This window comes from Paenibacillus sp. J22R3 (genome assembly GCF_056269305.1).
Map to the genome: position 1 here is coordinate 118087 of NZ_JBWDNS010000008.1, position 19871 is coordinate 137957.

The 19871-nt window shown below is 39.9% G+C and carries 19 protein-coding genes and 2 pseudogenes; 13 read left to right on the forward strand and 8 right to left on the reverse strand.

What is annotated here, in order from left to right:
• The first annotated feature begins 67 nt into the window (after window positions 1-67).
• Entirely contained in the window at window positions 68-1468 is a 1401-nt protein-coding gene (locus AC0YN4_RS27585; protein ID WP_475783969.1) for a helix-turn-helix domain-containing protein, read from the forward strand.
• A 22-nt stretch (window positions 1469-1490) separates the two neighbouring features.
• On the opposite strand, the gene AC0YN4_RS27590 is transcribed toward AC0YN4_RS27585, so the two are convergent.
• The gene (locus AC0YN4_RS27590; RefSeq protein ID WP_475784039.1) at window positions 1491-2180 is read right to left on the reverse strand and encodes an HD-GYP domain-containing protein; all 690 of its coding nucleotides are present in this window, start codon (window positions 2178-2180) and stop codon (window positions 1491-1493) included.
• A 425-nt stretch (window positions 2181-2605) separates the two neighbouring features.
• On the opposite strand from AC0YN4_RS27590, the gene AC0YN4_RS27595 reads away from it, so the two are divergent.
• The 7 genes from AC0YN4_RS27595 to AC0YN4_RS27625 all read left to right on the forward strand — a co-directional run bounded on the left by AC0YN4_RS27595 (window position 2606) and on the right by AC0YN4_RS27625 (window position 9019).
• Window positions 2606-3049, forward strand: coding sequence for a hypothetical protein (locus AC0YN4_RS27595; protein ID WP_475783968.1), 444 nt, complete (start codon window positions 2606-2608; stop codon window positions 3047-3049).
• Between the two features lie 36 nt (window positions 3050-3085).
• Window positions 3086-3793, forward strand: coding sequence for a hypothetical protein (locus tag AC0YN4_RS27600; protein WP_475783967.1), 708 nt, complete (start codon window positions 3086-3088; stop codon window positions 3791-3793).
• 48 nt (window positions 3794-3841) lie between these two features.
• Entirely contained in the window at window positions 3842-4276 is a 435-nt protein-coding gene (locus AC0YN4_RS27605; RefSeq protein ID WP_475783966.1) for a hypothetical protein, read from the forward strand.
• A 932-nt stretch (window positions 4277-5208) separates the two neighbouring features.
• Entirely contained in the window at window positions 5209-6777 is a 1569-nt protein-coding gene (locus AC0YN4_RS27610) for a trypsin-like peptidase domain-containing protein (RefSeq protein ID WP_475783965.1), read from the forward strand.
• 58 nt (window positions 6778-6835) lie between these two features.
• On the forward strand, window positions 6836-7201 hold the full coding sequence (locus AC0YN4_RS27615) for a hypothetical protein (RefSeq protein ID WP_475783964.1): 366 nt from the start codon (window positions 6836-6838) through the stop codon (window positions 7199-7201).
• Window positions 7202-7234: 33 nt separating this feature from the next.
• On the forward strand, window positions 7235-7882 hold the full coding sequence (locus AC0YN4_RS27620) for a stalk domain-containing protein (protein ID WP_475783963.1): 648 nt from the start codon (window positions 7235-7237) through the stop codon (window positions 7880-7882).
• 231 nt (window positions 7883-8113) lie between these two features.
• On the forward strand, window positions 8114-9019 hold the full coding sequence (locus tag AC0YN4_RS27625) for an ATP-dependent DNA ligase (protein ID WP_475783962.1): 906 nt from the start codon (window positions 8114-8116) through the stop codon (window positions 9017-9019).
• Window positions 9020-9159: 140 nt separating this feature from the next.
• Here the strand turns inward: AC0YN4_RS27625 and AC0YN4_RS27630 are convergent, their stop codons facing one another.
• Window positions 9160-9642: a YhjD family protein gene (locus AC0YN4_RS27630; protein WP_475783961.1), complete on the reverse strand. Its 483-nt coding sequence runs from the start codon at window positions 9640-9642 to the stop codon at window positions 9160-9162.
• A complete protein-coding gene (locus AC0YN4_RS27635) occupies window positions 9639-10904 on the reverse strand; it encodes a DNA polymerase IV (RefSeq protein ID WP_475783960.1) in 1266 nt (421 codons plus the stop codon). The genes AC0YN4_RS27630 and AC0YN4_RS27635 overlap by 4 nt, the downstream gene beginning before the upstream one ends.
• Before the next feature lie 561 nt (window positions 10905-11465).
• Between AC0YN4_RS27635 and AC0YN4_RS27640 the strand changes: the two genes are divergently transcribed.
• From AC0YN4_RS27640 to AC0YN4_RS27650, 3 genes and pseudogenes are all read left to right on the forward strand, one after another.
• Window positions 11466-11669 carry an SOS response-associated peptidase family protein gene (locus AC0YN4_RS27640; protein ID WP_475837316.1) on the forward strand — a complete coding sequence of 68 codons (204 nt, stop codon included), beginning with the start codon at window positions 11466-11468 and terminating at the stop codon, window positions 11667-11669.
• A pseudogene (locus tag AC0YN4_RS27645) lies at window positions 11659-12021 on the forward strand (SOS response-associated peptidase); the annotation flags it as partial. The gene AC0YN4_RS27640 and the pseudogene AC0YN4_RS27645, both read left to right, overlap by 11 nt.
• Before the next feature lie 526 nt (window positions 12022-12547).
• Window positions 12548-12745: a hypothetical protein gene (locus AC0YN4_RS27650; protein ID WP_475783959.1), complete on the forward strand. Its 198-nt coding sequence runs from the start codon at window positions 12548-12550 to the stop codon at window positions 12743-12745.
• A gap of 208 nt (window positions 12746-12953) precedes the next feature.
• Here the strand turns inward: AC0YN4_RS27650 and AC0YN4_RS27655 are convergent, their stop codons facing one another.
• The 3 genes from AC0YN4_RS27655 to AC0YN4_RS27665 form a co-directional block, all read right to left on the reverse strand.
• Window positions 12954-13679 carry a stalk domain-containing protein gene (locus AC0YN4_RS27655; RefSeq protein ID WP_475783958.1) on the reverse strand — a complete coding sequence of 242 codons (726 nt, stop codon included), beginning with the start codon at window positions 13677-13679 and terminating at the stop codon, window positions 12954-12956.
• Between the two features lie 2014 nt (window positions 13680-15693).
• Window positions 15694-16377 carry a hypothetical protein gene (locus AC0YN4_RS27660; protein WP_475783957.1) on the reverse strand — a complete coding sequence of 228 codons (684 nt, stop codon included), beginning with the start codon at window positions 16375-16377 and terminating at the stop codon, window positions 15694-15696.
• 17 nt (window positions 16378-16394) lie between these two features.
• Window positions 16395-16877: a DUF7689 domain-containing protein gene (locus AC0YN4_RS27665; RefSeq protein ID WP_475783956.1), complete on the reverse strand. Its 483-nt coding sequence runs from the start codon at window positions 16875-16877 to the stop codon at window positions 16395-16397.
• A gap of 267 nt (window positions 16878-17144) precedes the next feature.
• Between AC0YN4_RS27665 and AC0YN4_RS27670 the strand changes: the two genes are divergently transcribed.
• Together AC0YN4_RS27670 and AC0YN4_RS27675 are read left to right on the forward strand one after the other, a co-directional pair.
• Complete coding sequence (locus tag AC0YN4_RS27670) at window positions 17145-17642, forward strand: RNA polymerase sigma factor (RefSeq protein ID WP_475783955.1); 498 nt, start codon at window positions 17145-17147, stop codon at window positions 17640-17642.
• A complete protein-coding gene (locus tag AC0YN4_RS27675; protein WP_475837303.1) occupies window positions 17632-18279 on the forward strand; it encodes a hypothetical protein in 648 nt (215 codons plus the stop codon). The genes AC0YN4_RS27670 and AC0YN4_RS27675 overlap by 11 nt, the downstream gene beginning before the upstream one ends.
• A gap of 1057 nt (window positions 18280-19336) precedes the next feature.
• Here AC0YN4_RS27675 and AC0YN4_RS27680 read toward each other — a convergent pair.
• A complete protein-coding gene (locus tag AC0YN4_RS27680) occupies window positions 19337-19615 on the reverse strand; it encodes a hypothetical protein (RefSeq protein ID WP_475783953.1) in 279 nt (92 codons plus the stop codon).
• Between the two features lie 68 nt (window positions 19616-19683).
• Window positions 19684-19818: pseudogene (locus AC0YN4_RS27685) on the reverse strand (HNH endonuclease); the annotation flags it as partial.
• Window positions 19819-19871 lie beyond the last annotated feature (53 nt).

Consider the following 19871-nt stretch of genomic DNA (forward strand, 5'->3'; position numbering starts at 1 on the left):
CTCCTAATTTCATACAGTTAGTATAATAGTCCTATATGGAAATTTTTCAGAAAGGAGGCAATCGGCAGTGAGTTCTCAACGCTACCAAGTAATTTCTCCAGAAAAATATGATCCCATGAAAGTTGGGGAAGCCGTAAAGCGTGTACGGAATCAGAAGGACATAAATCTATTTGAACTTTCTTCAGTGACCAAAATACCTCAATCTAAATTAAGCTATATCGAGAATGGAAAGTATAAAAAAGTAAAACTTCAAGATATCCGAGTAATCGCGGAAGCCCTCAGTGTTGCTCAAAGGGATCTCCTAAACCCGTCAACTGAAAAGGATGCCCCAGACGACGAACGAATTGAACGGGAGATCGAAACTATCCGCAGCTATCTTTTGCTTAGCCGTTATAACGAAGTTTCCGAGATGATCCGTAATCTTGATACGGATATTAGTCCAGATAATAAATACTATCCGCTTCTCTTAAAGGCAAAGGGGGACTACTCCCGCCTCACTGGTGATAAACAAAATGCATTGCGCCAATATGAGAAGCTTGAGGCAAAAGCTCTGAACGCTTACGAAAAAGTAGCAAATAAAACGATGCTAGAAGCGATTATCGCTTCCATTTGCACTTTGTATGAGATGGATGAGATTGGCTCTGCGATCCGAAAGAGCCAGAAGATACTTGATCTCATGACTGGATATGAGAATGAACCTTCTCATTTTGATCGTTTCAAGGGAATTATTTATTATAACCTAGCCATTTTTTATACTGCATCGCTCCAATATTGGGCAGCCAACACTATGGCCGAAAAGGCACTAGAATTTTCAAATTCCGATGGACTTGGTCTTGAGTCACATATCAAATACCTCAAATCCATTATCCTTTTCTATCGTGCGGACTGGCGCGGGTCGGAAATTTGTCTATACGATGCAATTAGGGACTTCCGCCTAAAGAACAACACCAAGCTCTTAACAAAGGCGCTTTTAGCGCAGCATGCCTTTATACTGAAGAGGCCCCAGGAATACCATGGGATATTGAAAGCGCTAGAGAATATCATTATAGAAGGAAATCATCCTTGCGGGGAAACCTGCAAACAAAACCCTTTGTACCATAAAATATGGAATTCAACGATCGAGCAGAGCATAGTTACGGGAAACTTAGAACGATCAAAACAACTACTTGAGGCAATGTACAGTTTAAGGCACAATAATGCAAAAACAAGATACTTGAAGGCGAAATACTATGAAGCTTCAGGGAAGCTCGAACTATTTATTCTGGAACTCAAGAAAGCAACAGAGGAAACGGAGGCCGATCATGAAACCTCGAACTATGACAAGGGCATGATTGCGCTAGAATACCTAAAGTATAAAGTTCCCGGAGAACAAAATCTGATATGTCGCACACAGAAAAACTTTGAAGAGTCCGAACTACCGAGGATTCCACTTATTTTAAATGATTTGTTGCCGCCACCTATAGACTAAAAAAAACCTCTTAGCATATTCGCTAAGAGGTTTTTTGTCTTCGGAGCAGTAGAGCTCGTTGAAGATGGTACGGTGGAGATTGAATATGATCTCCTGAGATGAAATCTACAAATAGCCTGGCTGCTTGTGGATCAAACTGCGTGTACGCATTATTTAATATCTCATTCGCAGCTGTAGCTCTATCCATGGCGTTCCGATAGACTCTCTTTGAAGTCATTGCATCAAAGCAATCAGCCACTGCCACGATCCTCGCTGCCAAAGAGATTTCTTCTCCAGCTAATCCATCGGGATACCCCTTACCATCATATCGTTCGTGATGGTGCAAAACGATATCTGAGATCCCGAGTCTCATCAAATGATCATAACTTTTGAGGACATTGTACCCGACTCTCGGATGTGACTTCATGATCGCCCATTCATCAGGCGAAAGGGTACTCGTCTTTTTCAGGATTAGATCGGGGATCTCAATTTTACCAATATCGTGGAGCAAGGCTCCCACATAGATTATGTCCTTGAGCTCGCTGCTTAGTGAAAACATTTCTGCCAAACTGTATGCGTAATTGGCTACGTTGATTGAGTGCGACCAAGTATATGAATCCTTTTCTTCGATAACCCTGATCAGGAGTTGGATATCCGCGATTACACCGGGATTGTAAGCGCCTATAACTTCTGAATAATCCCATTTTTGATCAGACTCGTACTCCACATTCATTGTTTTCACCCAACGCTCTCTCCGAATGATGGAAATATGATAAGGCTTAATTGTCTAAGCAACAAAAAAAGCACCGAATCCCAGACGAATTGCGTCGTCCAGGCTGCGGTGCTTCCGAGCCCTCAAGCTAACTTAATTTACTAATATCATAACATGCCTTAATTGTTTGAACCAAACAATATTCGGTATTGTTTCGATAACATAAATGAATTTTGTTGACACGAACTTCTATAAAACAGATAATTAGAAATAGCGATTCATATGAGCGGAACAGACCGAAGAAGCACTTCTGGTTGCAGGATTTATCCTGCCCAGAAGTGCTTTTTTTTTAACGCCGCTTAATCTAGGTATTTAAAAAAATGAAAGCATCTCTATGTCGTGCTAGGATTAACCAAATGAAACCAATAATATAAGGAGGAATCTTTATGATCCATTTGAGAGCACTTGAAGCAGAGATTGTCGAAGCTATAAAAGCAGGCCACGAGCTACATCACATACGGGAACAAATCCAGAAAAAAAGCCGTTATTTCCGCAATACGATTACACGTATGGTAGAACTCGGCATTCTCGTGAAGGTTGAAAAGGGTATGTATGCCGTAAAAGTAGAACAATACTCCATAAAGCCGGATTCGGAAGTCAGCGAAGAGCGGAAGAGGAAAATCAAGGGTATCATCAACAACAACGTGCCGCGTGTTGATCAAGAGGCCATTACGTTGATCCGGGAGAATCACCCCAAAATGCTCCGATCCTCACTTCTGAAGTTGCTGCATAAAGCAGGATATCAACTTAAAAAATTCGAATTAAATCTAATTATTATGAGTGAAGGGCTTTCGAGCTGCGTGATCGAATCAGACCAAGAGGTTGCTTAGTCTGCATACAGACTAACGCTAAAGGAGGAAAAGAACATGTCTCGATCCATGGAACGTGGAGGCGGAAAGCGAGTCGAAGTCATTGAGCAAATGACGTTTCAATTCCTACCAAACGACCTTGAAATTGCATATGTCGAGGCATATATTAAAGCCCTCAACACAAATTGCGATCGGAATCTCCGGATAATTGAAAAAACCGGTATTAAGCAGCTGAAGCTCTCATACCATGCACGCAAGCGCTGGGATACTCGCGTGGGTCCGTCGAACGTCTCTGATGGTGATCTTGCCGACCTGCTATCGATTATGTGCTTTCGCCTCGGCAGAATTGAGCTCTTATCAAAGGACTGCGGCCTTATCGACAACGATATCGTATTCTTTTACGAGCAAGAAGGGGATCACATGAACATCATTACATTTTACGGTAGAGTGAGTCAAAGACCGGCATTGTCTGATGTGAAGCAACTAAAGCTGTTCAATTATCGGGAGCTGGACGAAGTAAGTTTCGAACTTCAAATGGACGAACTATACGCACAAATTCTGCCGCCGATTCCCTATAAGCGGATTGTCTACAAAGGGACATTTGTAATGTATCGCCTTGACGCATATGACAATCAGAAAAGCACTTTTTTTCACCTTGTAGAGACATCCCCTAAAGATTACAGCGAAAACTTTTTCCACCTAGACGATGACGATATCCAGATCAGCAAGAGTACCGTAACTGCACTCAGAATGATGAAATATTAAAAGAGGACCCTTTCCATAGAAAAAATATCAGATTAATGGAGACCGAACATGAAAACCAATTGTAATTGTCTAAATAAAATCGAAGAGTGGGAGTACGATGGTTCAATCGGCTACTGGTACGCCACACGGGAGTGTGGTCCATGTGCCTACTACTGGGAAGGTCCGGATTATTCAAAAAGTAACCCTCTAGAGCATCCATCGAAAGGTACAAACCAAAACGTTTTTGACTCCTCTTCAATAAAGGACGAACCAGATAGTGATGAACCCGGAACATACCATATCTATTGCTATGACGAACAAGAACGATACGGATCTCCTGTAAAATTAATTGAAATACAAGATATTTTTAATTTCTGTGAGCTGAACAAACATTCACACGCCGTCATTCGTGTTATCGATCCGAAGGATGATGCTGTGGTCGTCAAGGTATGTAATGGTAAATATGTGTTTCCTGATCAATGGACTAGATATAACGAGAACTGAAGCTAAAAATAAACTATTTAGGGGATAACAACATGGAGAATCCAATTAAATTATTATTATTTGTGGTTGGTATTATGGTTGCTCTCATTGTAGGAACATGTACAATATTTCATTTCTGGCCCTGAGGCTTTAGAGGCCGCATTGAATGAGAGTAATGGACTGTATTGGGAAGATGTGAAGTTTTGGGTGATAGGATTAGTTGGGTTTGTTTTAGCCATAGCTTTCTTGCCAACAATTATCCTAGACCGTCGTAAAACAAAAAAAGAAACTACATGTTCTTGAAGAATAAGATTGAGCGGCTCTGCACCAATCTTGGTCTTCTTGAGTAACCTATTGTCTTACTTGAAATCTATTAACGAAAGTTGAACGAACAGGAGCAGATGCCGGCGGCAGCTGCTCCGTTTTTCATTAAGCCAAAAGGCAGGATCAGTATCTTAAACCTCGTCAGAATCAATCGGCTCAAATACCACATCAACAAAGTCACTCACATCCCGCTCCTTCTTTAGCTGCCGGCTTCAAAAATCTTTTTCAAGTTACTGCTGCACTTGGAGCTGTATGAGACATTTGCAATCCATACGCTCATTTACAGCTTAACAAGCCTTTCAACTTATTTGTCGGAGCAAATGGCGGCGGCCAGTCTCAAGACAATCCAAGGGAATCGGGTTACGCCCACCATCATACATTCTAAATATGACATTTACCGATATTATACGACAATTAAGTAGGTCATTTTGTCGGTTTATTTATTCACCTTTTATGGGTATTTCGAATTATAATTGTGAAGTCGGATTATTATAAATATACCATTTTTTTGAAAACTAGAAGAGTAGAGAAGCATTTCGCTGAAGGACATTTGTTTGCATTTTTTTCATCCATATCTGCTTCCAACTTATCAAATTCAAGGTGATCTTATAGGGGAGGAATGGACTAATTTGAGAAAATCTTTTATCGCCATCATTCTACTCGCATTTATGTTTCTAGGCGTCAGCAATGTAAGTGCTGCTACTGTCGCATCAACAACTTTTTATTCAGTAATACTAGATGGAAAAGTAGTCGCTACAAACGCAATAGTGAAAAACGGCTCTACAATTGTTCCCTTTAAAAGCTTGCTAAAAGCTATGGGCTTCGAAGTGTTCTACAACCCGAAAGACAAGACCATTGCTGCTGTTAGCTTAACGACAACAATTAATTTGACTGTTGGAACAAAGCGAGCCTTCCTGAATGGCAAGATTCAAGCAATACCTGTAGCTCCTGAAATAATCAACAATATTACTTACATACCGTTAAGGTTTGTCGGTGAGGCAATGCAGTGTAACCTTGAGGTAGATAAAGCAGCAAAAGCAATCTATGTTGATTCACCACACCCTACGTTGGTTCTTGAAGATCAGCAACCTGAGCCTTCTGTGCCAGTAGAAACAACGCCAACTACAACATCTGAGCTTACAACAAAGCAGAACACAGCAAAGAATGATGGGAATGTAGTAATGGTGGAGATGGACAATGGACAGGGAAGCGCAGTTAGCTTAGGCCACGGATTATTTCTGACAAACTATCACGTAATCGAAGGTGCTACAAGCGGAACAGTAAGAGACATCAAGAACAGTACATATGAGATTGCTGGTGTTGTTTCTTCTGACAAGAGCGTTGATTTAGCAATTATCAAGCTAAGGGTAAATTATGATGTCTGGAAGGCTGTTGAGATAGGCGATCCAACAGAACTAGCTAAGGGAGACAAGGTTGTAGCCATAGGGAGTCCTAGAGGAGTTCAAAACACTGTTTCTGAAGGTAATGTAAGCAACATATTTACAGAGAGTAATATTGACTACATACAAATTAGTGTCCCTATAGATCATGGCAGCTCAGGTGGTGCACTTTTTAATACGAAAGGGCAGCTCGTTGGCATAACAAGTGCAGGCATCGACGATAGTAATGCGGATTTGAATTTCGCTATCTCAATTAATGAAGCTACTGCTTTACTGCAAGATGTAGCAGGCAAATCATTTAATCAAATAGCTGTCGCTGCTTTCCCAAATTCTATTCAAACCACATTGCCTACCAATACTGTTGGAGGCAACGTTGGTATTTCAGACGAAGAGGTAAGGAAAATCATCACTGAAGCATTGAACGAAAACGTATTCAATATACCTACTAATATTACTACACTCTCTTTAGGTACATGGACTTCAGTAGTGGATAATGGAACGATATATCTATTCGGCTCAATGGACTTTAACGAATATAGTAGATACATTAATAACTTCTCCTATATAAAAAGTCAAGTTGAAAATTGGGCGAGATCAATAGGAAATATAAATCTACAGACCTTCCCTGATAAGAAGACATCAGTAGGTGTCTGGTTTACGTTCGTATTCAGCAATTATCCATCTGGCTTTCCACAAGATGAAATTAAAGTTGTAGCTGGTGGTTATCAAGTCGATCATCTTTTCATTCTTGTAGTTACTGACCCTGTAAACAGTGTACGCATCGATGTACGACCATAAAGCAAACCGCATGCATCTAATGGAAATAAGACGGTGCTTCTAAAGGCCGTCTCTTTCTATGCATACCGTTAAGGGGGAAGCTTGCAACAATACGCCTATCAAAGAGCAAGTGTACAATGAAGAACTAAGTAAAGATGTAGTTGATTCGTCAGAGCTTACGAAAGAAGAGAAAGAGCTATACAACAAAGGTGTTACATATGCTAAAGAGCAGAAGGTTGAGCTAGCTGAAAAAACTGTTGCACAAATGGCAGCGGAAACTGGAAGAAGAAGAGAAGAAAATTTATTTTACCTGCACTACCATCACGAACCCCATAAATCGTCTCCACAGTTTGAGTGGGATAAACTACCTACTCCACGCTGCATGATGTTTGTGCTTAAAAAACACATTGAAATAGAAGGAAATTATACCTATTTTGTAGAATAATGATACCCTGAGAGATATAAGGGAGGAAATAGAATGAATTGGAAAACAGTAAGAGATATTTCTGTTGGAGCCGTACTAGGAAGCATGTTGCTCTCTGGGGTTGGATATGCTGCCAACAGCATAAAATTGATTGTTAATGGTAAAAGTGTCAATGAAGAAGTCAAAGTAATAAATGGTTCAAACTATGTTCCGGTTAGTGTTATCAGCAAATATTTAGGAACTAATGTCAGTTGGAATCAATCAACTAAAACTTTGACTATTGGAAAAGCTGCACCAAACACCTCAACATCTACAAACGCTACTAGTAGTACTGGAAAAGGGAAATTGAGTGCACCAACAACCTTTAACTACAATGTAAATTCAGCAGATGGAATCACAATGAGCCTATTTTTTAAGAATCTAACTGGTAAAACAATTAACTATTATACAGTTAAAGTGAAGACTTTTAATGCAGTCGGTGATCCGTCGTATGATGACATGACTGGCGAAAGCTCGTTTGAAATTAAATATGTTGGACCAGTTAAGCCTAATGAAGAAATGGGCGTATTCAAACTGTTCACTTACCAGTCAGCTCTGGAAACAATTAAAGTAACTGCAATTGATGTAATCTACAGTGATGGAGCAAAAGAAACTATTTCTTATAGTTACAAAACTTCTAAAGATAATGGTTATGCTGATTAATAGCATAATATAATAAAAGGATTAAAGACAAACATGGGTAATTGAGTTTGTCTTTAATCCTTTTTTGGATATCTTTATTAAACAACGCCTGCCCGCAGTCTACAATGTTATTTTCACTGACTACTACTACATAATTTTCACAAAACAGATGTAATTTTGTGCAGAAAGCCCATTGTTTCCATATACCATTGATAAGCCCTCCGTGCTAATGTCAACTTGGAGGGTTTTGATATGTTAAACGAACCAATAAAGCCAATGCTACTACAACCTATACAACCTACTGAAATTAAGAAGGACTGGAAGTCGAGTTTGAAATGGGATGGTTTTCGTATCATTCTGCATATAGATTTGGGGAATGTAAGAGCATTCACAAGACATGGTACAGAGGTAACGGATCGATTTCCGGAACTCCAACAAATTAAAATAAACGCGAAGAACGCAATTTTGGATGGCGAGTGCATTGCATTCGATCTCACGCAACCATCCGACCAGCCAAATAGACTTTTTTGGGACGATGCTATGGCTCGTTTTAACACAAAGAAGCCGGCTGCCGTTAAACAAATCTGCAAGACCTTAAAGGCTCATTTCCCCGTCTGGGATGTATTATGGATAGATGGCCAGTCTGTGATGAAGAAGACGTTTCTGGAGCGCCGCGAATTGCTGCAGGCGATCGTTCCGCCGTCTGATATATTAACAGTCACTCCATTGTATGATGATGGCCAACAGCTCTTCTTGAACGCGAAAAGGCATGGGTTAGAAGGGATCGTTCAGTACAACGGTAATTCAACCTACAGACTAGATTCCCGACCACATGATGTGATCGTGAAAGTAAAAGCTTATCAATATGCGAATTGCCAGATATCCTCGATCCGAAAGGGTTCATTTGGATGGGGATTACAGTTGGAGGGAAAGTATGTTGGCGTCTTAGAATTCCCGCCGCATAAAGACGTAATTCGGGCTTTTCATTCCATCTCAAAGCAAATAGTCAAAGGGGAAAACAAAGATTGGATCTTCTTGAAATCATCAGTCTTTACATGCCGCATCAAATTTCAATGCGTCACTAAAGATGGAAAGCTAAGATCGCCAATATTCGAGGAATTCGTTACACCCGCTCCAGTACATGCTTTACAAGCATGAGTTCTAGATGATCGTCAGTCAATGGCAGCAGGGGACAATCAGCTTTGGATCAAATCCAGTTTATATGTTAAAAAGCCGGAGGAGTCATCACGCCGGCTTTTTATTTTAACTTTTGATGCCTGTATCTATTCAAAGACTCATTACGTATTTTTAACCTCATCGAGATGTTTTTCGAATTGAGCGATATATTTACCTATTCGTGTACTGACTTCTGACCTTACTAAAAACCTCATCAAAGCAAACTTATGCTCATAACCACGATAGAAAAATTTATAGTGCACGGCGTCGTCGATTCGCTCGTCCTCAATTACTTTAATTTGATTTTCTCTCAATTCTTTGCGGATTCTTACTAAATCTGCATGGATGATATTTATCAGATGATTTGCAGATGCCGCGTAAAGTCTTTTCAAGGCAAAGTTTGACCTCTCGATCTCAAGACGATTGTTATCAACCACTGTCATCATTATTGGCAGAAGTACGGAGTCACGTACCATTATCAACAAATTCTGCGGCACCTTTTGTATTGATCTATCCGGATTGGTTTGCTCGTTAAGCTGATCACGATGTTCGGGCGATATAAACTTAGTGCCCCAACGACCATTCCCCTCTAGAAATTTACTCATTTAAAGTGTCCTCCAATTTTTCGAGCCCTGTCACGCGCCTGGCCAGATTTCAGGAGCGATGCTGCGCTTAGAATAGCCGCTTCACCGTACCGATCCTTGATTTTATCCTTTGCTGCGGCAAGTTCGAGCTTACGAGGTAAATCCTCAAAAAGGTCCAGCTGATACACGCTGTTGTCTGATAGCTCTGAAATATCCACCCCAAGGTGGGTCAAAGGATTTCCGTCCCAATGAGACATGAAAATCTTATGCGCAGCAGCTAGTATATGATGCTCCAAGCAGCTAGAACTATCTAATGTAATTTGCCGGCTGAAGCCGCTTGTCTTAACGCCATCTGTCGTACCAGCACTAACCGTGACTTTCCTGCCTTTATATTTGTGATGCCGAGATGTTCGACATACCTCAATGACGAGTTCGAGTAGCAGAGGTTCAATTTCGGGTAAGGTTTGGTATAGTTTCCACGGTAAGGCGCGTCCTCTAGTAATCGATTTGGGCTTCCCAAACGCTCCAGGAACGACGGGACTAGGGTCGATACCACGCGCTGTCTGCCAGTAATAAATGGCTTTAATGTCACTCTGTTTGCCCATCCGTTGCCGCATTCTCCGCTTAAAATCATGCAGTTCCATCCTAGCCAGGTCGCCGATCGTATGAATTCCCATACGAATAAAGTGCGCTGTCATGCGGGAGGCGACCATAAACATGCTGCTTATCGGTAATGGCCATAATTCAGACTCGATATTGTCGAAATTAAGTGTAAAAAATCCTTCAGGGTGTTTCTTAGCGAAATTATCCGTTGCTGTCTTAGCCAGAATCTTGGTTGGACCACAGCCAACCCGGGTCCATACACCGGTTGAGAGTAGCACCTTGCTTTGCATTTGACTGGCGATCTCAAGTGGCGAACCGTAAAGTGCGATTGAACCTGTGATATCAAGGAAGGACTCATCGATCGAAAACGTCTCTACAAGCGGTGTAAATGACTTATAGATCTGATTAATGAGCAGCGATACGCTGATATACGTTTGCATCCGCGGCCGAATTACGACGAGCTGAGGACACTTTGCAAGAGCCTCACCTAGTCGCATAGCTGTAGAAACACCGAAGGATTTAGCGATCGGGCAAGCAGCTAACACAATCCCTGATTTACGACTTGGGTCAGCTCCTACTACGACAGGTTTATTCGCATGTTCGGGGTGAGTAGCCTTTTCTACGGAGGCATAGAAAGACTGTGCATCCGCGAGGAAAACGACCCGTTCTTTACCCGGCATTTCGGATCACCGGCTCATGCGCCAAGATATTGTGAATCTTAAATAGCCGTAGCCCACCTGATTCCAGGCAAGTCGCACGTACATGCGTAGGGGTAACGGATTGTATAAGGATTTGTCTCTTGGTAATCCGATTGTTCCTGTCCTGATAAATAATCACTATGGCCATCCCTTTATATTTGCTTATTTGCGAGTGTAATGATGGCATATTATCGCCTCCACACGAACATTTGTTCCTTTATTATACTACAAACGCATGTTCGGTATGCAAGGTATGTTTCTGGAAATTTTACAACAACAAAAACATACATACATATACATAACATATACATACATACATCATAAAGTGGGCAGAAAACGAAATGTCCAACGGGATGAATGGATTGACTAAAACCGCTTCTTAAGGGAAATATATCCCCGTGAGGAGGGATGCTGCTTGTGCGGAAGATTCACGATTGCGGCCGACCTGAGTGAAATTATCGATACATTCTCCGTTGACGAGGTGAATTATGATTATTCAAAAAGCGCTACAATGTAGCTCCTACCCAGACAGTCCCATGCATCATCAATCGGGAAGGGAAGCGGGTATTGGAAGGGTATCTATGGGGATTGATTCCGTTCTTTAGTAAGGACGCAAAAATTGCATATAAAACAATCAATGCCAGAGCAGAAGGTATTGAAAAGAAGCCGGCTTTCCGACATTTACTGAAACGGAATCGCCCTGGTTGTGAGCAATGGGTTTTAAGAATGGAAACAGGAAGCCGATAGTAAGCAACCGTATCGATTCCAGCTAGAATCAAAAGGTGTTTTTGGGTTTGCCGGTTTATACGATTCTTGGCGGGATCCGTCCACTGGGGAAGAGGTTAGGTCATCTACGATCATAACAACAACTCCGAATGAGCTCGTTTCCACCGTACATGACCGAATGCCTGTGATTTTGACCGGCACCGATGCTGCGAACTGGATAAGTCCAGAAATCGATGAGACCGAGAAAGTGTTGAGCTTCATGAAACCCTATCCCAATTCTGAAATGATTAAATATCCGGTTTCGAAGGACGTTGGGAATGTGAGGAATAGCAGCTCATCATTAATAGAGGAAGTCCCGTTAAACTCTCTATAGAAGCTTAAACGACATGCCCGAATGACGAGTTTCATTACTACTCCCCAAATAAAAATGAACCATGCGAGAGGACAAATTTGCCCATCTAGCATGGTTTCTTTTTACAGTGTTCGGAAATTGGAGTGCTGCAGCGTAGAGCCTGTTGTTACCCTCTATTATTAGAGAATGGGGGATAACCGTTACAAGTGCGGATGTGTTATCTAGGCTACTTACCCCCAGGTAGAATTATTTTCTTAACAATGGTTGAAGTTGTATTATGACTTCGAAAACGTCATTCATGTCCTCCATTTTAAATCGTATGAAATCTGGAGTATCGTCCCTGTTTACATGAATGGTCTCCATATCTTCGTAAAGGCCTTCAAACCAAAAAGCTTGATCGTATTTCACAATTATGTGCAGACTTACGCAGCGGAACCCGACGGCCATTATTGCGATCTACTAGTTAGCAAGACATCTAGCGATAGGAACTAATGTTTGCTACAATGATCTCATTGGAATCAGTATAAGTCATCAGGAGGCGATTTATATGTTCAGTGTTGGTCAAGAACTACAATTGGAGACAGATTTAAAACGGGCAAAACTAGCTCAATTGCCTGTTCAGGTAAAGTACGAGGATGGAGAGATCGCTGACTATGGTGGCCCTATTGAAGATATAAATGCCATTGCTGTGAAAATCAATGGAATGCATTATACAAAGTCTGTCTGCCGTTTTTACGTACGTTAGTCATGTTGAGTCGATAACGAACAGCGCAGTAGCCGGCAATAAGAATAATTTTTAAGAAGGATGAAGTCCGCGAATCAATACCGCGTTTATTATTTATAAAAGTAGTGTTGATGCAACAATTCCTCTCTTGGCAGAATAATTTAGGCATCGAAACGGGCTTATGAAAACAGGATATCTCGAATGAGATATCCTGTTTTCTACTATAGCGTTAGTTTAATACTGGATTAATCAGGTCGATGACTTGAGTGTTAATAGATATGTTTTGTGGTCTGCTAAGTTTCATGTTCAATTGTGTGATACCTTTAACATTAAGTGTCACCGCTTCTTGAATTGAACCCTTACTTAATAAGAAAGAATTCAACACTCTTCCAGCCTGATCGGTGAATGTTACCGTGCAGCCGACCGTATCATCTGATTTCTCATCATCCGTACCAATGCCGAATGTTAACGACGAATACTGTGCATTCAAATTATAGTTAAAAGTTAAATTAAGCGCGTTTGTATCTTGAAAGTTATTATGTTTTGAATAGATTTTGTATCCCTTTGAACCATAGGACTTTCCGTTTATAGTCATTTGTTGGTTCTGCGAAACGGCATATTCGATAAACGTTTCATTTACTGTCGATTCACCATTAGCGAGTGGTAGAGGCGTACCTTTTATAAGTTTACCAATGTTAACGGCAGAGTTGGCCCCGTCCCATTTGACATCTACCCCTAACAAATCTCCAACCGCTTTTATAGGCACGTAAGTCCGGCCATTTGCGGAAAATGGTTTAAGAGCGTCCTCTTTTGAAGTTTTATCAATCCCATTTTGAATTAACTTCACTCCAAAAAATGCATCAATCTTTACTGATTTGGTCGCTGCGTATGAAATACCACCAAAAAACAAAGAACCTGCAATGAATCCACTTGTAATCAACTTTAAATTTCTCATTCTAATACTGTCTCCTTGTGTATGAAGTATTTGCCCAATTAACCGGATGCCCGCGGATACCACATCGGTGATCTAACTTTAAATGCGAAATAGCATAGATCCTGATCGCAATTAATTTTCCAGCCGAATCCGATTCCAATTTCTACATCATGTAGTTAAATGAAAAAAGTCACAGGAGTATCCTGTGACTTCGGGTGCTTCCGCGAAGGGCAATTTCGATTAATTGGGTTAATTATACCATAAAATATACCAAATATAACACTCCTACTTCTTATCTCTTTATTTGATTTAGTACTATCAGGTAAGCCACCGTAAAATTAGAAAGGCAATGGCCTACAGAGATGTCTTCGAAATCATTAAAACACACAATGTTATATTAATCACTGGAGAATCTTATTATTTTCTGATAAAAACCCAGATAAAAGGTTGGTTTGAAGTTCAATAATATGGCTACCTAATATGAAAGGATGCAAATAAATGGCTGAAAATTGCAATAAAGAACAAGACACATCATTTGATCCACGTAACAAATTGTTTTGCTTTCGCATGGATAAACATGACTGTTATTATAGAAAGACTGGGAATTGTTCTCTTGAGTTAAATGATAAAGAAGCGTCAACAATGTTACTTCCCGATATAATTACCAATTCAAGTAAGTATGAAGATTTCCCGGAAGATTCGGTGATGTATTGCCGCCTACTTGCAAAAAGTATAATCGATAATGGCTTCAAGAGCGGCATAATGGTATATAGTAATTCATGTGGTCACTTCACGTTCAATAATGGGCAACATCGAACCTGTATTGGAAAACGTTTGAACATTGCAACGATTCCGATCGAAGAAATCGACCAAAACAACGGTCAATGTCCTCATTGCTACTGCATACGAACAAGTCTTACGTATAAAATACAGACCTGGTTAAATAGATCACACTGGTTTATTGGATAGGTTGATTTTTACACCTATAAAGAGAGAGTGCGGTTCCTCGGTCAGATCGCATAGTAGTTACCTGCTAAGACACCCTCAGATGAGACCCTAGGAGCGCGACGATATGCAAAGGAGATGTTTAGATTGGATCGAGTGACTTGCTTTGCTGTATGGCGCAAGAGATAATGCGGGCGGATTTAAAAATATTAGGTTCAGTGATATTACTTCAATAAAAGTTGTTAGAGGAATTTTAGGAGGAATCCTACTAGAAATAGGTGTAAAGTCCGGAGTAAATGTGTATATTAATGTGAAAAATGAGTATTTTAATTAATACCATGGGAGAGTTGACGAGATGGGCATAAGGAGACTAGTGAAAAGGGAAGATGTACTCTTTAAACGCAAAATAGTTTATCTTACAAGGAAGGCAATTGAAGGTGAAATCTTTTATCTAATATTTATGCTCATAATAAAAGTTTTTTTTGCAAGACAGTTCGATTATTATGACTATTTTGCAGGTATATTTATGGGGTTAATTTTTGGGAATTTAAGTTGGAAAGCTAAAATGAAAAGTTTTAATTCTAAAATGATTTAGATAAATCAAGCTGAATTAGCTCAATCGTCTTTTGCTGTCGGGTGACAAGAACTTTATCCCATTCCCGATTTTGACAAGAACTTGACCTCATTCCCGATAAACGTCATTGACAGCGTTATTCCCGTTCAGTTAGTGTCGGAAGTCAAGAACATATATGCTTAAGAAGCCGCTAACTGCGGCCTTTTTCATTTTAAAATTTATATGTTCTTGTCAAAGACCAGTGACAAGAACATATATCGTTAGCCGAATTAGGACAAGAACTTGTATTGTTATGGCTCTTAAGGTTCCATTTACTTCGTCTTCACCAATATGGGGAATCACCTGGGATTACCCCAAAGGATCTTCAGCATGCCGTGGCATCTTACATCATGGAGTATAATCACTGAAACTAAACGACTGCTCCCCGGTAGAATACCGAGAAGCAGTCGCTACTTAAAAGCTTTTCATTGTTGTCTACTTGACTGGGGGATGATCACTGAATTGGTCTTTTATTTATTATTGCTTATTAACATAATCCCTTAATTTTGAAAACTTTTCTTTATTTTTGGAAATCAGTTCTTTTTTGTTGGAGGCATCTCCTTCAAGTGCCAATTCCTTATCATTCTTAGTAAGTTCTTCGAGTGCAGGGAAGAGGTCTTCATTTCCTTCTTCTACCTTATCAGCGATGAATGGTATAGAAGGAGTACCTAGTTCAATCAGTTCTTTAATTTTATCATTGGTGGTTTTTGAAGATTTGGCAACCTCATCAACTTTTGAAGAAACATTTTTTAAATATTGTTTCCACTTTTGGTTAAATAACTTTGCAGAATTCCACTCTGTTGAAGGGTCTCTTTTTAGATCCGTTTTTGAAATCTTTTCAACTGCAATAGCTAGAATATATTCTTGGAGCCCATCAATTGGGCTTTGTTCAATTTTATCTTGCAATACAGGAAGAGCATCATTTCCCAATGCTACAATACTCTCAAAATCTTTATTGTCTTTAATATAATCATATGGATTTGAGCTCATAGCTAATTCAGTTTTTAATTCTACTTCTTTATTGATTTTTTCTTGAATGGCGACCATGTTAGTATCTACTTTTTCTTCAATTGAAGCACTTGCAAAATGATCGTTAACAAAAAGTGTAATTACAAAACTCATAGAAAACAAAGCAGCAATTATTAGTGCAATTCTTTTCATTTTTTAATTCTCCTCGACTAGTTTTTATATTTTCTCATTGCGTAGCCATACGGTCCAGCGCCTTTATAGGGATTATGTCCAAGACTTTGTAATCTTTCGAGTTGTCCCCATTTCGCATTACTATAATTGACATCAGCTACTTTGCTGAAATGTGTAATATTAGACTCACTAGTACCATACGAAATAATCATTCCTACTGTGGCTGGTTCAGATAAAGCATAAGTATTTTTTCCTTTGGTCAACATATAGTTGCTTACTTGAGAAAGTGTTGGGTTGTTTTCCTCCCAAGGCCACTCCCATATACTAGTGTTGCCTAATGCGAATGCTAGACAATTATAAGTAGGAGTGGCATCTGCTAAATACGCATAATTTCCTGGAGTAATAACGACAGCATCATATGTAGCTGCGGGTTGTGATAATGCTTGTGCCGATACAGCGCCTCCTACAATTGCAGTCAAAGATAACGTCGTTGTAACTAACCATCTGGTTGCCTTTTTCATAAAAACCCCTTCTATTGAGATTCGTCCTGATATCTCAATTGTTATTTTCAGTGCAGGTATGATTAAAACATATTTTTCACTATTTGTACCAATGCATAAATACCTATTTTATTAGGACTATACTAAATCATGTAAATTTTTTTTGTTTATTCCAACTGTTGTGTCAGTGCTTTGCATTGGTTAAAACTTAGATAACAAGCAATTTTTTTTGTGCAATGAAACAATTCTAGACATCCAATCGTGTTAGTGATGGAAGGAGGGGAGCAATTGGAAAGCAACGAGATAAGCAGGAATGAACGGTTAGAAATCTTGGTGAACAAATATGCTGAGATGGTGCTGCGCTTAGCGCTAGCCCACCTCGGAAACCTAGTGGATGCACAGGATGTGTGCCAGGAAGTATTTATCAAGCTTTTCAAGCATCAACGTCCCTTTAGCGATACTGAACATGAAAAGGCTTGGATTCTTCGAGTCACTATTAACACATGTAAAGATCTAATCAGGAGTCCTTGGAAGAAGTGGTTTTTACCTTTTGAAGAGATACCTCTACCAAATAATCATCCTGAGAGCATGGAGGTCGTATCATTAGTTCTTACGCTTCCTCGGAAATATAGAATGGTCATTCATCTTTACTATTATGAAGGCTACAAAACAGCAGAGATTGCCGGACTTTTGAACACAAAAGAGAGCACAGTTCGAACACAACTAAAGCGAGCAAAAGAGATGCTGAAAGCAAAAATAGTAGGAGGGTTTAATGATGACGATTAGTAAAAAGTATTTAGACGGAATGAACGAAATAAAGATAGATGATGAAATCAAACAAGCAATTATTCATAAAGCTAACACAAGTACAGTTGCCCCTCATACCTTAGTTCGAGTGTTACGAAGTAAAATGGCAATGATCGCCGTTTCTTGTATGATAATAATTCTTCTTGCTGTTACAGGATCGCTTGTCCTTCACAATGAGAATCAAACTAAATCTTCTGCAATATTTAGTGGGTTTGTGGTTATTGCATATGCGGCAGATGGTACTCCTTTGCAGGTAAAACCTGATGTATTTTTCCCACTCGGTAATTATTCAATGTTTATGAGCAATGTACCAGGATTTCCAGTGAACATTGTATCCACTGAAGCAGACAAAATAGAAGTTCGAGCCTCAGAAGGGCAACTGCTAATTTGGAATCGTACGGATTTCAAGGTATTATCGCAGGGCAAAGAAATAACCTTTAAGTCAGGCGATACAATCTACTGGACTCCATTGACAGAAGGTGATCAAGCACAAGCGGTGGGACAGAGTATGCTTGAGATAACCGCCTACAAGGATGGGAAAGCGCTCGGTAGCAGTAAGATTGAAATCAAATCAGAGGATTTGATTATGTACAAAGGGAAATTAATCTATAAATGAATATCGAGAGGGTTGTTCGTTCCTCTACATTATCGCATGTGATTCGAAGTGCCCCTACTAACCTAATCATGTAGAGAGAACTATAGCTCTCGGGATCTGGTCCTACTGGCAGGAGCGTTCTATACCCGGCATATGTCTTTTGGAGAAAAGCAGTCCTTGGAAATTCCTATTTCTATCGTGATAATACCAGAGTCTTGTCAAAAGCCAGTGACAAGAGCATATATCGTTAGCCGACTTAGGACAATAACTTGCATTGTTACCCGCAGCTGAAATACCCTCATTAAATAGCTTCAAAATGAACGTTCCAACTCCCGGATGTCTGGGAGTTGGATAACTACTTAACCCACGGAGGAAGAGAAGGATGAAAAAGGAGCCGGTGGCCAAGAGCCGAGAGTACAAAGGTGGCGATGCCAAGTGGGCACATCGCAACTAATTGAATCTTGGATCCACTGTATCGGGGGCAAATGAGGATGAAATACTCGCTGTCGGTAGGGATTAAAGTTTGCACTCGCCTAGCATGAATTCTTAGAGGCGGATGCTTTGAAAGAACAAACCTTCAGCACGAGAAACGTTTAACTGCTATATAAGGAAGAAGCATCCGGATAAACCGCTCCAAATATTAGACCGTAGCCGCTTCAGCAGTAACTATTTAGAACACTGTAGGAAATAGCTGATTGCTATTGGATGAAAGAATGAAATTTGCTGTACTTGATAACAATCAGGAAGTTGTCCTAATTTTGAATGACTTTAAAAAAGCTGATCTATATTGTAACGATCTGTTAGCCTCATCAACTGTAATTGAACTGCCATCGATAAACTTTACTTGTGAATTCATTTGTCGTTTCCTCCCTTAGATAATAAAAAAAGCCGCTCTTATGAGCGACTAATAAAACAAAATCATAGCCTGTGAGTTATTTAAAGTTTTCAGTGACCAGCCTCTTGAATGATTCTTCATTAAACATTTCAGTGGCATTTGTTGGATGTAAATTATCGGGAATATACCAACCAATATCGGTATCATAAAACAATTCGAACTCTCTTTGATTCACAGAAAGCTTTAGATCGACGATGAAAATAACATTTCAGGTATGCTTATATACCTTGGATTAAAAGACATATTAGCATCCTTATCTACGTTAATCTGCAATCTAGTGAGATTGGAATTATGGCCATTGGCATATTCAGTGATCTCTAAATCATAAGGCTTGACCCACTTTTTTACATTGTTATACAACATAAAAACTTGATGTTCATATCGTTCTTGGACCGATACATCCTCAGCTATCTCGCGCTTGTTTTTACGGCCCTCTAGGAATTCTTTAAACTCATCAGCCATTAGAACCCTCTCCTTTGAAATTAGATGCCAACAAAGAAGAGTATAATACAAATGGAATAATAGGCCAATTATTTACCAAAACCGCCATTTTCCTTGGCAGTCTTAGTGTCATGACATGGTTTGCAAAGTGGCTGCCAATTGTCACGATCCCCGAATAGAACCTTGTCGCCCTTGTGCGGCCTGATGTGATCGTCAACAGTGGCTCGGCAAGTGGCAGGATATTGCCGAGTGTATGACAAGAAGTTGGAACTACTGC

Coding starts and splice junctions, on each gene's coding strand:
- AC0YN4_RS27590 (WP_475784039.1), bottom strand. CDS start 2,180: ATGAATGTGGAGTACGAGTCTGATCAAAAATGGGATTATTCAGAAGTT.
- AC0YN4_RS27595 (WP_475783968.1), top strand. CDS start 2,606: ATGATCCATTTGAGAGCACTTGAAGCAGAGATTGTCGAAGCTATAAAA.
- AC0YN4_RS27600 (WP_475783967.1), top strand. CDS start 3,086: ATGTCTCGATCCATGGAACGTGGAGGCGGAAAGCGAGTCGAAGTCATT.
- AC0YN4_RS27605 (WP_475783966.1), top strand. CDS start 3,842: ATGAAAACCAATTGTAATTGTCTAAATAAAATCGAAGAGTGGGAGTAC.
- AC0YN4_RS27615 (WP_475783964.1), top strand. CDS start 6,836: ATGCATACCGTTAAGGGGGAAGCTTGCAACAATACGCCTATCAAAGAG.
- AC0YN4_RS27620 (WP_475783963.1), top strand. CDS start 7,235: ATGAATTGGAAAACAGTAAGAGATATTTCTGTTGGAGCCGTACTAGGA.
- AC0YN4_RS27625 (WP_475783962.1), top strand. CDS start 8,114: ATGTTAAACGAACCAATAAAGCCAATGCTACTACAACCTATACAACCT.
- AC0YN4_RS27630 (WP_475783961.1), bottom strand. CDS start 9,642: ATGAGTAAATTTCTAGAGGGGAATGGTCGTTGGGGCACTAAGTTTATA.
- AC0YN4_RS27635 (WP_475783960.1), bottom strand. CDS start 10,904: ATGCCGGGTAAAGAACGGGTCGTTTTCCTCGCGGATGCACAGTCTTTC.
- AC0YN4_RS27650 (WP_475783959.1), top strand. CDS start 12,548: ATGTTCAGTGTTGGTCAAGAACTACAATTGGAGACAGATTTAAAACGG.
- AC0YN4_RS27655 (WP_475783958.1), bottom strand. CDS start 13,679: ATGAGAAATTTAAAGTTGATTACAAGTGGATTCATTGCAGGTTCTTTG.
- AC0YN4_RS27660 (WP_475783957.1), bottom strand. CDS start 16,377: ATGAAAAGAATTGCACTAATAATTGCTGCTTTGTTTTCTATGAGTTTT.
- AC0YN4_RS27665 (WP_475783956.1), bottom strand. CDS start 16,877: ATGAAAAAGGCAACCAGATGGTTAGTTACAACGACGTTATCTTTGACT.
- AC0YN4_RS27675 (WP_475837303.1), top strand. CDS start 17,632: ATGACGATTAGTAAAAAGTATTTAGACGGAATGAACGAAATAAAGATA.
- AC0YN4_RS27680 (WP_475783953.1), bottom strand. CDS start 19,615: ATGGCTGATGAGTTTAAAGAATTCCTAGAGGGCCGTAAAAACAAGCGC.